The sequence below is a fragment of the Pseudomonas sp. NPDC087342 genome (assembly GCF_044744265.1).
Lineage (GTDB): Bacteria > Pseudomonadota > Gammaproteobacteria > Pseudomonadales > Pseudomonadaceae > Aquipseudomonas > Aquipseudomonas nunensis.
In genome coordinates, this window is the sequence record NZ_JBIUXZ010000001.1 from 1,549,282 (window position 1) to 1,562,028 (window position 12,747).

General features: G+C 61.2%; 10 protein-coding genes. 5 read left to right on the forward strand and 5 right to left on the reverse strand.

Going from position 1 to position 12,747, the window contains the following annotated elements; translation table 11 throughout:
* The first annotated feature begins 38 nt into the window (after window positions 1-38).
* Window positions 39-563 (forward strand): cysteine hydrolase family protein, encoded by a 525-nt coding sequence (locus tag ACIOYV_RS06990; protein ID WP_401322155.1) that lies wholly within the window; start codon window positions 39-41, stop codon window positions 561-563.
* 141 nt (window positions 564-704) lie between these two features.
* Complete coding sequence (locus tag ACIOYV_RS06995) at window positions 705-1,670, forward strand: 2-hydroxyacid dehydrogenase (RefSeq protein ID WP_401322158.1); 966 nt, start codon at window positions 705-707, stop codon at window positions 1,668-1,670.
* Between the two features lie 528 nt (window positions 1,671-2,198).
* Here the strand turns inward: ACIOYV_RS06995 and tssA are convergent.
* The 5 genes from tssA to ACIOYV_RS07020 are packed head-to-tail and all read right to left on the reverse strand — an operon-like array spanning window position 2,199 to window position 9,716.
* On the reverse strand, window positions 2,199-3,278 hold the full coding sequence (tssA, locus tag ACIOYV_RS07000) for a type VI secretion system protein TssA (protein ID WP_401322161.1): 1,080 nt from the start codon (window positions 3,276-3,278) through the stop codon (window positions 2,199-2,201).
* Window positions 3,275-7,096 (reverse strand): type VI secretion system protein, encoded by a 3,822-nt coding sequence (locus tag ACIOYV_RS07005; protein WP_401322164.1) that lies wholly within the window; start codon window positions 7,094-7,096, stop codon window positions 3,275-3,277. The genes tssA and ACIOYV_RS07005 overlap by 4 nt, the downstream gene beginning before the upstream one ends.
* Window positions 7,093-7,860, reverse strand: a complete 768-nt coding sequence (locus tag ACIOYV_RS07010; protein WP_401322167.1) for a DotU family type IV/VI secretion system protein — start codon at window positions 7,858-7,860, stop codon at window positions 7,093-7,095. The genes ACIOYV_RS07005 and ACIOYV_RS07010 overlap by 4 nt, the downstream gene beginning before the upstream one ends.
* An 18-nt stretch (window positions 7,861-7,878) precedes the next feature.
* Window positions 7,879-9,210 (reverse strand): type VI secretion system baseplate subunit TssK, encoded by a 1,332-nt coding sequence (gene tssK / locus ACIOYV_RS07015; RefSeq protein WP_401322169.1) that lies wholly within the window; start codon window positions 9,208-9,210, stop codon window positions 7,879-7,881.
* 56 nt (window positions 9,211-9,266) lie between these two features.
* Window positions 9,267-9,716 carry a type VI secretion protein gene (locus tag ACIOYV_RS07020; RefSeq protein WP_177332704.1) on the reverse strand — a complete coding sequence of 150 codons (450 nt, stop codon included), beginning with the start codon at window positions 9,714-9,716 and terminating at the stop codon, window positions 9,267-9,269.
* 226 nt (window positions 9,717-9,942) lie between these two features.
* Between ACIOYV_RS07020 and tssB the strand changes: the two genes are divergently transcribed.
* The 3 genes from tssB to ACIOYV_RS07035 all read left to right on the forward strand — a co-directional run bounded on the left by tssB (window position 9,943) and on the right by ACIOYV_RS07035 (window position 12,742).
* Window positions 9,943-10,491: a type VI secretion system contractile sheath small subunit gene (gene tssB, locus ACIOYV_RS07025; protein ID WP_401322173.1), complete on the forward strand. Its 549-nt coding sequence runs from the start codon at window positions 9,943-9,945 to the stop codon at window positions 10,489-10,491.
* A 28-nt stretch (window positions 10,492-10,519) separates the two neighbouring features.
* Entirely contained in the window at window positions 10,520-12,001 is a 1,482-nt protein-coding gene (gene tssC / locus ACIOYV_RS07030; RefSeq protein WP_054615119.1) for a type VI secretion system contractile sheath large subunit, read from the forward strand.
* A 243-nt stretch (window positions 12,002-12,244) separates the two neighbouring features.
* On the forward strand, window positions 12,245-12,742 hold the full coding sequence (locus ACIOYV_RS07035; protein ID WP_054615120.1) for an Hcp family type VI secretion system effector: 498 nt from the start codon (window positions 12,245-12,247) through the stop codon (window positions 12,740-12,742).
* Window positions 12,743-12,747: the final 5 nt, after the last annotated feature.

A 12,747-nucleotide genomic window follows, 5' to 3' on the forward strand; every position in this document is an offset into this window, starting at 1 on the left:
TTTCTCCCGTCCGTTCGGCACTTCACGGAGAAACACCTATGTCATCGGCACTTTTGATCATCGATATGCAGGTCGGCCTGTTCAATGGCCCGGACCAACCCCACGACGGCGAACGGATACTGGCCAACATCCAGCAGCTTATCCGCCGTGCCCGGGAGCGCGACATACCGATTTTTGCGGTGCGCCACACCGGCCCGCAAGGCTCTCCGATCGAGGTCGGCAGTGCCTTTTGGCAGTTGCTGCCTGCCCTGGAGCTGAATCCCGGCACCGACATCCTGTTCGACAAGCGCAAACCCAATGCCTTTCACGGAACGCCGCTGGCGGAGCAGTTGCGGGCCGGCGGGATCGACGAGTTGCACATCGTCGGCATGAAAACCCAGTACTGCATCGACAGTACCTGCCGGGCGGCGGCCGATCTGGGGTTCAAACCGGTGCTGGTGGCCGATGCCCATACCTGCATGGACACACCCGCCCTGCCGGCCCGGGCAATCATCGAGCACCATAACGCGACCTTGAACGGTGCGTTCGCCAAGGTCTTGAATACCGTAGACGTCATTTTCTAGCGTGCTGAAAGATCGCAAGCTTCGCCAGCTCCTACACTGTGTGAAGCCTGCGATCTTTGGCGATTGCCAAACCGCTCTGGAATCAGCAATCTGAAGCGACTTTCGAGCCCCCCGACATTTCGATGCCCACAGGAGCCCAGCATGACTGCAACCGTCCTGGTATTGGTTGAAACCATCAATGACTATTTACCGATTCTCGAACATCAGGGCTTTCATTTGATTCTGGCGCCTACGCCTGCCGAACGAGCCCAAGCCATTGCTTCCCACGGATCGCGCATCGATGCCGTGCTGACTCGCGGCCCGCTGGGTTTATATGCCGAAGAGATTGCCGAGTTGCCCGCGCTGAAAATCATCTGCGTGATCGGCGCCGGTTATGAACACGTCGACCTGCAAGCAGCCAGCGACCGCGGCATCACCGTGACCAATGGCGCCGGGGTCAATGCCTCGTCGGTGGCCGACCACGCGATGGCGTTGTTGTTGTCGCTGGTGCGTGACATTCTCCGAGCCGATGCCGCCGTGCGCCGTGGCGAGTGGCCGAAGATCATGCGCCCTTCCCTGTCCGGCAAACGCCTGGGCATTCTCGGGCTGGGGGCGGTCGGCATGGCAATCGCCAAGCGTGCGGCCAACGGGTTCGACATGAGCGTGAGCTATCACAACCGCCAGCACCGCAGCGATGTGGCTTACCACTACTGCTCGACGCCGACAGAACTGGCCAAGGCGTCGGACTTCCTGATCATCGCCACGCCTGGCGGCGTGGGCACGCAGCACTTGATCAACCGCCAGGTGCTGGACGCGCTGGGGCCTAACGGTTTTCTGGTGAACATCGCCCGCGCCAGTGTGGTGGTCACGGCGGATCTGATCAGCGCCCTGGAACAACGCAGGATTGGTGGCGCCGCGCTGGATGTGTTCGACCACGAACCCAAAGTGCCCGACGCCCTCAAGGCGTTGACCAACGTAATCCTGACGCCCCATGTCGCCGGCCTATCCCCGGAAGCGACCCAAGGCACCGTGGAACTGGTGGGCAAAAACCTGGTGGCATTCTTTGCCGGCCGGCCGGTGTTGACGCCGATTACATTGCCGATGTCTGTGATTACCCGGACGGTCTGACCCCAGATTTCCAGGCCATACACACAACCCCTGTGGGAGCGAGCTTGCTCGCGAAGAGGCACGTTGACTGACACACCGCTTTCGCGAGCAAGCCCGCTCCCACAGGGGAATGTGGTGGATGCAAACTCCCGACTCACCACCGAAAAAATGTGGGAGCGGGCTTGCTCGCGAAGAGGCCGTGTCAGTCGGCATCATCGTTGACTGACACACCGCCTTCGCGAGCAGGCTCGCTCCCACAGAGGGATGTGGTGGATGCAAATTCCCGACTCACCACAGAGAAAATGTGGGAGCGGGCTTGCTCGCGAAGAGGCCGTGTCAGCCGGCATCATCGTTGACTGACACACCGCCTTCGCGAGCAGGCTCGCTCCCACAGGGGGATGTGGTGGATGCAAATTCCCTATTCACCACAGAAAAAATGTGGGAGCGAGCTTGCTCGCGAAGAGGCCGTATCAGTCGGCATCATCGTTGACTGACACACCGCCTTCGCGAGCAGGCTCGCTCCCACAGTTGTTTTGTGGTGTGCCGAGGTTAGAGGACGCCCAGTAGCGTCCAGAGCCGCCGCGATTCAGCATCCGCTGAGATCAGTTCACCCAACAATTCACTCAACGGCTTGTTGCCCCACTCCACTCCTCGCCGGATCAAGTAAGGCACCGGGCTGTGGGGTTCGGTGCGGGCCAGGTATTCGGCGATCAGCAGCAATTGCCGATACGCCTCTTCACGACTCGCGGGTTCACGAAACACCTGTGGCGCTACCGCGACATCCACAGGAGCCGAAGCCAGCACCGGCGCGGCTTCAACAGGTACCTCGACGGACTGTCGTGGGTGCATGGCGATGAACTCCTCAACCAGCGTCAATAACGCCGTGATGACATCCTGCAAGCCTTTGAAGCCTGGCGCCTGGTCGCCGAGATAGGCATCGCTCCAAACTTCCAGCCGTTGCAAATGCTGCAGGCTCAACAACAGGCTGCCTTGGTTGTGGAGCCAGAAGGACAACGGCGTGGCGCGAATCTGCTCGTTGATTTTCTTCTGTTCGCCCCGAGCGTTTTCCGCCGAGGTTTTCGCGACCTTGCTGTCATTCACCAGCACCTGCTGCACCTGTAGACGCCGCCAGGCGTCCAGGCACAAACCATCGAATTCACCGTTTCGCGGCTCCAGCAGCGGCACCCGGGTCAGCAGCACTTCGGTGTAGCGCCGGGCCAGCCATTCGAGCGGAATCACCCGCCACGACTGATCACCGTCCTCCGCCTGCGGATGCAGGTGCTCGGGATAGCGCTCGCACAACCCGGCGACCAGCGCCAGGCTGCCCGGCAACCCCTCCAGCCCATCCTGATGCAACCACGCCTCGCCAAGCCAGGCACTGAGCATCAAGTCTTTGCTGCGCTCCAGCAGCAGACTGGTGGTCAGTTTCTCTAGCTCGGGCCATTGCGCACGTTTGATCGACGACTGCCAAACCCCGGTCGGCAGGCTCGTATCGTCCTCCCGGCGCAACTCCCGGGCTTGGTCGAATTCACGTTCGTAACGCAAATCCTGACCACAAGGCGCCTCGCTGCTGATCGGTTCCAGCAAGCGGTCAATCAATTCCGGCAGCGGTGTCGAAGGCATATTCAATAGCCCTCCTCCTGAGTCATGGCCGTGGTGGACGCGGTTGCCCGGGTCTGCATAAACGGCGAGCGCGGGGCGCGGGTGGGCAGCGGTTGAATCGACAGCGGCAGCTTCGAGCCCTGGCTCATCAATGACAGGCGTACAAACATCAGGGTTTGCTCGGCCGTGCTGGATTGCGCGGTGACCGGCAGGCGCAGGGTCAGTGGGAAATCCGTGAAGTCCATGTTCGGTTGACGTGTCACCGACTGGTGCGAACGCATCAAGCGCAGCAGCGACCAGGGCCCGCCGTACTCCCAACCGGCCTCAAGGTCGCGCACCACCAGGTTCGGCTGCAACTGATCGTTAGCCGGACGCTGGGAACCATTGCGCGCCCAACGCAGCGTCAGCCGCACCGGTTGCCCAACCATCCAGCGCAAGTTCGGCTGCGCTTCGCCGGGGTAGCTGATCTGCTGATTGCCGGCATTCAGACTCCAGGCGATGACTTGGTCGGCACCGCGTTCTTCCTCGCGATCGGTGCGCCAGCGCACGTCCATTTCCACCCCGAGGATGCCACTCTTGTCCCGCACAAACAGCGGCGTCAGCCAGGTACTCGCCTGCTTCAGACGATTGAGAAAATCCTCGGCGGCCAGCCGTTCCGGGGTCTGGCTCAAGACCAGACCGGCTTGGGCCACCGGCAGGCGCTTGTCGATCAGCTCCAGAAAATGCTCAACCCGCGCCGGATCGGCATCCGCGACCCGCACCCCATTGGCAAACGGAAAGCGCTCGGCCAGGTATTGGTTGAAATAGTTGGCCAGGTCGTTCCACGCCGCCGAGGCTTGCTGCTGTTGCAGCATCTGGCAACGCTGCATGGCGGTTTGCTGCAGTTCCAGAGCACGCATGGCCAACGTGCCACGTCCGCCGGACAAGCTCGCGGTTTGCAGGATCTGGCCGCAGGACGTGGTGTCCATTTCGATGAAGTCACGGCTGACCAATTGCTCGATCTGCGCGGGCGAACTGGCAGGATTCGCATCCTTGTACTTGAGCAGTTCGTCGTTGAGCGCACTGAATTGCGTCACCCGCTCGTAATCCAGTGCCGAGAGATTTTGCTGCTGGGTTTTCAACCATTCCAGCGCCGAAGTACGCCGCTCGGTGATGCCGAGCATGGTGTTGAATTGCTGCTTGAGGCTCAGCTTCAAATCCTGCACATCACTGGCGCCATACAGTTGCAGGCCGAGGTTTTTCGAGCCGTCCCACTGGCTGATTTCAGTGCGCCCGCTGAACAGCGGTTGCGCGGTGATTTCATCGAGGCCGCCGACCACCTGATCCAGCGCACGCCGGTTCAAGGCACTTTGCAAACGCGTCGCGAGGTCGCCACGGCGCAATTCAATAAAGGCTTTCTGCAACGCCACCGCTTGCGGCGCCTGCACGTTGAACACCCCGTAGGCGTGGGATTGGTCATTGTGATCCTTGAGGCTCAGCCACATGGCCTTGGCCACCGCACCTTCGGCGGCGGCCAGCACCGCACCGCGATACGCCGGCGGAATGCGCGGCAGTTCTTCGGCGGAGTAACTCTTGTAACTGGCGAAATAATTCAGCGCGCCATTGAGGTCATCACCATCGACGTTTTGCCCCTGCACATCGGCGCCGTCCTGATCCGCACGCAAGGCAATCGCCACGAAGTCGCGTTTGAACAACGCTTGCACCGCGTTATTCAACTGACTCACATGTTCCTGCAACACCAACTGTCCGCTGCCTTGTTGCACCAACAAATTGCCCCTGGAACCGGCCTGGGCAATCCACTGATCGCGAAAACTCTGCTGCAACTTCGAAGCCTGCTGCTCCAGTTGCTGCTCGACCTGCGGGCCGAGCAAGACGCTCTGGCGCACCTTGTCCATCATCTCGCGGTAACCGGGCACCAGGTCCTGGCCCTTGCCGCGACTCCACGCCGAGTTGGTCAGGCCGATCAGTGCTTGCAGGTCGTCGATCAGCGCGCGCAGGTCTTCAAGTTCGGTCAGGGAATTGCCACCGCCCGCCTCCAGGCGTTCCAGGTGCAACTTGAGATAACCGGCCTGGCGCACGAAGTTGTCGGCGAGGAAATACTGGTCGAGCCAACGCTCCATCAACCCGGAAAAGTTTTCCTCGATCACCGGACGCTCCATGCTCAGGTCCAGCGATTTCAGGTTGCCGTCATCGGCATCCAGCAATACCCGATTGTAAAAAGCCGCGCGACGCAAGGTGCCGACGTTGAGGTTAAGGGACAGCGCGTTGTTGCTCAGCGACACCAGGTCTTCCAGCGGTGCCTTGGGGTTGTTCAGGGCCTGATTGAACCACTGGTTCTGTTGTTCCAGGCGCACCGCGCGTGCCACCAGGTCCTTGGCCTTGACGTAGTTTTGCCATTGCGCCGGGTCCTCACTTTCCACATTGCCCCGGCGTTCGGTATTGCGAATCGTCTTGAGTTGCGCCAGTTCCGTGGTCAACAGTTCGTGCAACGGCTCCAGCAAATGACTCTTGGCGGTGGTGCGCAGTTCGTTTTCCAGTTGCACGTCCAGGGACGAGAACCAGGAGGTCGGAAACACCAACGAAGTGAAGGTCCAGCGCGGCGCCTTTTCCAGCACCCGCCAGAACCCCTGGACGTTGCGCCGGGTCGCGTCCAGTCGATGGGATTCATCGGTGACCGCCACGTAGTTCTTCTGTGCACCTTGCAACAGGCGCGACAGTTCATGGGCATCCTTGACCGAGTCCTGCCAGACCCAGAGCATGCCGGCGATCCAGATCACCCCGACCACCAACGCAATCGCACCGGTCAAACGCTGCCAGCGCTGACGCAGACGCAACAGCCGCGGCACAACTTGGGCCAAGCCTCGCTCGGCGACCACCCGCCGCTGCCACAACTGCCGGGCGAACACACTTTGCTGCAGGCCGCTGTCATCGGCGGAAAACCCGTCGAGGGCATCATCCGACGCCTGGTTGGCGGTGAAATACACCCCGCGAAAACGCGGGGCCTCGCCTTGGGCGTTGCCCTGGAATACCGGTTCCAGCAGGGTTTGCAGATTGCGGCGCAAGGCTTCCAGGCGTTCCGGCAAGCCGTACAAATCGCCACTCAAATGGCCGGACAAGGTGCCGAGTTCGATGATCGATTCCGCCAACGCCCGGTTGACCTGATCCAGCGCCTGATCGCTCCATTGTGATTGCCACATCGTCTCGACGCCGTGGGGCGACGACCAGCCCAGCGCTCGCTCGCGGCTTTCTTCCGGCAGTGCACTGATCAGCTCCTGAAAGCCCGGCAGTTCTTCCATGCCGGTGATCACCACGTACACCGGCAGGCTCAGGCCGAAGCGTTGCAGCAAATCGATAAAGCGCCGACGCGCCGCCAGCCCGAGGTTCGCGGCCTGTTCGACATTGCCCAGGCGACTGACCGGCACGGTCCAGATAATCCCGTCGAGTGGCCGTTTGCTGCGCAGGCGCAGGATCAAGCCGAGCAAGCGCCACCAGCCGCCGCGTTGCAGGTTCATGCCTTCATCGGGCAGGAACAGTGCTTGCGGCACCACCAGCACCGCGCCTTCAGGGTCCGACCACCAACGCCCGAACCAGGCCGGTTTGTCGGTCGGTTGCAGGCGCCACTGGCTGCACAATTGCGTGCCCTGGGTTTCGTTGCCGAGCATCAGCAGCCACGGAATCTGATAACGATCCTGCGCGCCCTGCTCCTGCTCCATATGGCGTACCGCCGCATAAAAACTGCGGATCGCCGCGCCACTCTGGGTGCGCAACCACCACAACGCCACGACGATCAGCGCCAGCAACACCAGCAGCGCGATGACCAGGCCGACAATCTGCAGGGTGCTCATGAGTCTTGCTCCGACACGGCAACGGAATCGGTCATCTGCAACACCGGCTCCAGTTCCTGGCAGATATCGCGCCAGAACAATTGCCCCAGCCCGGTCAATAACAACACCATGGCGACAATCCCCAGGCCGAGGCGAAAGCCATCGGGCAACGACAGGCGCACCGGCAACTGCACCGGCGGCGCCGTCGCAGGCTGCGCGAGCCGGGTGCTGACATCGGCATAATCCGCCTCGTGCTGCCAGGCAAAGGTGAACAGCGCCAGGCGCAACTTCTCATGCTGGACCTGACTGTGTTCGCCACGCAGCCGCCCTTGAAACCCGAGCACCAGACATTGCAAATAAACGTTGGCGAGGTCGCGGGTGGTGGGAATTTGCTGGTCCAGCAGCTCTTTGATCGCCGATGGCAGTCGTTCACCGGCCTGACGGCTGGCATACATCCGCGATTCCAGGGGTTTGTCCTGCCAGGCGGACTGGCCCGGCCACGGGGTGAACAGCAGGGTTTCATCAATCAGCGCGACAAAGGCATAGACCAGCGCCTTGACCTGCTCGGTCGCCGCATCGCCGACCCGGGCGAACGCGGTGCGCCACAAGCGCTGGGAAATTTGCGTGGACAGTTCGACCACAGCCTCGACCAGCACCGTTTCATCGCTGTCCTTGGGCAGCTGATTCCATTCCTCGGACCATTGCAACCAGGCCTGGCGAAAGGCGCTGCTCAGCGGTGCTTCGTGGAGGCCCCGTGTACCCGCCCCGGCATTCCCTTCAGACATACGACGCCCCTTCCTTGATCAAGCGCTTTCACTGGCCTGGGCCACAAACAACACCACTTGCCACGGACTGCTCGCAGGCTTGGACGCCGGCGCGGCAATCAGCAACGGCAACTGCCCGTCGAACCATTGGCCTTCGGCCGTCACCACGAACAACCGCGTATCGTCGCCGACGCTATAGGCGACTTGCTCGTTGCGGCTCATGGCCTGATGCGCCAAACCACTCATGCGCTGGCGGCTAAGCAACGGGATATGCGGCTGCGAGGCAATGATCGCGCCGCTCAGCCATTCGCTCGCGGCCTGCTCGCCAACACCGTTGGGCATGCGCAAACCGATCACAAGGCGTTGGCTCGGTTGATCGTCGGGCAGTTGAATCGAGAAGCTCTGTTCGCTGCGGGCAAACGGCAGGCTGCGATAGCCGGCACGGATCAATTCGAGGGTTTTCTCCAGCCAGTCGAGGACTGTTTCATAGCCGCGTTGCAGCTCCAGAAAATCCAGCGGAGCGAACGGCGGAACACCGGCCAACGGGTCCAGCGCCGACCAGGCACCCGCCAGCCCGAGCAACCCGCCATAAATGGTTTGCGGGTTGGCCTGGCGGCTACTCAGCGAACCTTCGACCTCCGGCAGCCGCGCCCAAAGCGCGGTCAACTGACGACGGATTTCCAGCACATCATCCTGATTGCCGGCCTGCTGCGCCTGGCGCAAACGGCCGCCGAGGAACATGCATTTCTCTCGCGCCCGGGCACACAAACCGGCGACGCGACGGCCGATCACGGACTCCGGCAACAGGATTGGCGTGGGTGGTGTATACGGCAACGGGATAAAACCGCCGCCCTCTTTACGGATCTTCAACAGCGGCAGGCAGATGGAATCAGCCTTGTTCAGTTGCGTGCACAAACGCGGATTCGGCCGCCACACGGTGATCGATTCGGGGTACTCGCCGCTGGTCAAATCCGGCAGCGCATCGCCGACTACCGATTGCAACCGGCCCTTGAGCGGCAGCAACTGCCCGGCGCGCCATAACGGGCTGATCGCGAGGTAAACCGTAACCGTGGCATCGTCGGTGGCATTGATCGCTTCGCCGACGTCGAGCTCCAGGGTCGGCCCGATTCCGGCCTGCAGATTGACCGGCAACCCGTCGGGCATCGTCGCTTGCAGATTGATCAGTCGCACCAGTCCGGCACTGAGGGCGCCAGGGTCGACTTCGATGCGATTCACGCCCCAGAACCACGGGTTACACGCCTGGGCAAAATGCGCGACCAGCGCCTCGGCCCGCAGCCCTTGCAACTGAAAATGCTGGGGCAACAACTGCATGCCCTCGTGCCAGCAAACCGCATCAGGTAACAGGCTCATACGATTCCTTTCGAGGTCATGGTTTCGCCGCGCAACGCGGTGTTCTTGCAAGGTGTTCAGTTCGCGCTGTCGCCCACCAGCGTCATCTCGCGACTGTCGAACTTGAGCCAGGCATTGCTCTGGTCATCCAGCCGCAACCGGTGGGCTCCGGGAGTGTTATAGCTGGCGAAGACCAAAAGTCCAGCCGCCCGCTTGCCCCCCAGCGGGAAGGGTTGTTTGTCGATGAATTGCCCCGGCACCAACTCCAGGCCCCAGACCGTCATCAGCTGTCGGTAGTCGCGCTGGTACTGCTCGCGCTCGGTGAACCACTGGCGGGCGGTGATGCCCGACAGTTGCTTGAGCAGGTCGGGGTCGTTCACGGCGATGAAATCCACTGCAATCGGTGTGTCGTCGTTGGCCCTCGGCGCGACGTCGAGGGTCAGGTTATCGAGGTCCACCCGTGGCCCGAACAGCGAACATCCGGCGAGGGACAAAAACACGGCGCAGGCAAAAAAACGTGCAAACAAAATGAATTTTCCTTTTCTCATGACAGTCCTAAAAAGGTTTTCCCTTGCTTTTTTATAGACCTGTTCTAGCGTCTTGGGTAGTTCGGCCCACACGGCGAACGAGGAAGGTTTGTCAAAGGAACGACAGGTCCATCTGCCACCCTTTCTAACCTACGGTCCAGCAAGGGAAAGCGATGAACGGGCCTCCCGATGCATTGCGCCCGCTCATGCATCGGAGTCACTCAACATGGCAGAAAGTACTCAGCACAAGCTCGACAGGGTTCGCCCGCCCCGGGTGCAAATCACCTACGACGTCGAAATCGGCAACGCCATCGAGAAAAAAGAATTGCCACTGGTGGTGGGCATTCTCGCCGACCTTTCCGGCAAGCCTCTCAACGCACTGCCGAAGCTGACCGAGCGGCGCTTCACCGAGATTGATCGCGACAACTTCAACGAAGTCCTCGCCTCGATCGCTCCCCGCGCCACCTTGCAGGTCACCAACACCCTCACCGGCGACGAGAGCAAGCTCAACATCGAACTCAACTTCAAGCACATCGACGATTTCGATCCGGTGAAAGTGGTCGAGCAAGTCACGCCATTGCGGCGCTTGTTCGAAGCCCGCCAGCGTCTGCGCGACCTGTTGACCAAGCTCGACGGCAACGATGATCTGGACAAGTTGCTGCGCGATGTCATCGCCAACACCGAGGGCCTGCAAGAGATCAAGTCAGCGCGTCCGGACACCGCTGCGCCTGCCGCCGCTGGCGACAGTGAAGCACCGGCCGAACCGCAAGCCTGATCACTCATTCACTTAGGGAGAAGTCGCCATGCCCGCTTCAGCCGCCGCCAAAACCAGTGAAAGCACCACAGAAAGCCTGTCCCTGTTAGACCGGATCATCGCCGAAGGCCGCATGGCCCATGACGACAGCCAGCAGGACTATGCCCGCGACATGCTCGCGGAATTCGCCACCCAGGTACTCGACGAAGGCATGGCCATCGACAAGGACACTGTGGCGATGATCAACGACCGCATCAGCCAGATCGATGAGCTGATCAGCGCGCAACTTAACGAAGTGCTGCACCACCCGGACATGCAGAAACTCGAAGCGTCCTGGCGGGGCTTGCACCTGCTGGTGCAGAACACCGAGACCAGCTCCCGGCTGAAACTGCGCCTGCTCAACGTGACCCAGAAGGAGCTGCAAAACGACCTGGAAAAAGCTGTCGAGTTCGACCAGAGCGCGCTGTTCAAGAAGATCTACGAAGAAGAATACGGCACCTTTGGCGGCCACCCGTTCAGCCTGTTGGTGGGTGACTACACCTTCGGCCGGCACCCGCAGGACATCGGTCTGCTGGAGAAACTCTCGAACGTCGCCGCCGCGGCCCACGCGCCATTCATTGCTGCCGCCAGCCCGCGTCTGTTCGACATGAACAGCTTCACCGAACTGGCCGTGCCACGTGACCTGTCGAAAGTCTTCGAGAGCCAGGAGCTGATCAAATGGCGCTCCTTCCGCGAAAGCGAAGACTCGCGCTACGTGTCGCTGGTGCTGCCGCACTTCCTGCTGCGCCTGCCCTATGGCCCGGAAACCTCGCCGGTGGAAGGCATCAACTACGTGGAAGACGTCAACGGCACCGACCACGGCAAATACCTGTGGGGCAACGCTGCCTGGGCCTTGTCGCAACGCATCACTGAAGCCTTCGCCAAGTACGGCTGGTGCGCGGCGATTCGCGGTGCTGAAGGCGGTGGCGCGGTCGAAGGCTTGCCAGCGCATACCTTCCGTACCAGTTCCGGCGACCTGTCGTTGAAATGCCCTACTGAAGTGGCGATCACCGACCGCCGGGAAAAAGAGCTCAACGACCTCGGCTTCATCGCCCTGTGCCACAAGAAAAACAGCGACGTGGCGGTGTTCTTCGGCGGGCAGACCACCAACAAGTCCAAGCTCTACAACACCAACGAGGCCAATGCCAACGCGCGGATTTCGGCGATGTTGCCGTACGTGCTCGCGGCGTCGCGTTTCGCGCATTACCTGAAGGTGATCATGCGCGACAAGGTCGGCAGTTTCATGACCCGCGACAACGTGCAGACCTACCTCAACAACTGGATCGCCGACTACGTGCTGATCAACGACAACGCGCCGCAAGAGATCAAGGCGCAGTACCCGTTGCGTGAAGCCCGGGTGGACGTGACCGAAGTCGCCGGCAAGCCCGGTGCCTACCGGGCGACGGTGTTCCTGCGGCCACACTTCCAGCTCGAAGAACTGACCGCCTCGATCCGCCTGGTCGCGACCCTGCCGCCACCGGTAGCTGCCTGACCGCTGAGCCTGTGGCATCACTGATAGCTGGGGCAACACTAAAACTTGTGGCGAGGGGGCTTGCCCCCGTTGGGCTGCGCAGCAGCCCCAAAAAATAGGGCCGCTTCGCGCCCCAACGGGGGTAAACCCCCTCGCCACAGGTTCGGTGTTTGGTTTTGCAGGTTCAGTGTTCGGCCTTACAGGTTTGGTGTTCGACTCGACAGCCCATTTGCCTAATTTGAATTTCTTCAGGAGTTTCATGCGATGGATGCAATTATTCTCGACCTCGGCGGCGACATCAAAGGTGACAGCCTGCTCGAGGGCTACGCGGACAAAATCGAAGTCATGTCCTACAGCCACAACGTGGCGATGCAGGTCACCAACGACGTCAGCAACTCGGAACGGACCTCCGGCAAACCGCACATCGGCGAGTTCACCCTGACCAAATTCGTCGACAGTTCCACGCCTTCCCTCAACGAATACTGCTGCGCCGGCAAACCGATCCCGGAGGCCAAGATCACCATCGGCCGTAACGCCGCCGAAGGCAGCGGCAAGCTGATGCCGTTCATCATCTACACCCTGACCAATGTGGTGTTGTCCAACGTCAGCGTCAGCGGCGGCACGGGCGGCAAACCGGTGGAAACCATTTCCCTGAACTTCACCAAGATCAAATGGGAACTCACCGCCCAGAAAGACGATGGCACCAAGGAAGGCACGGCCGCCTCGACCTGGGACATGGCCGCCAACAAGCTCGTCAAGTAAGCGGG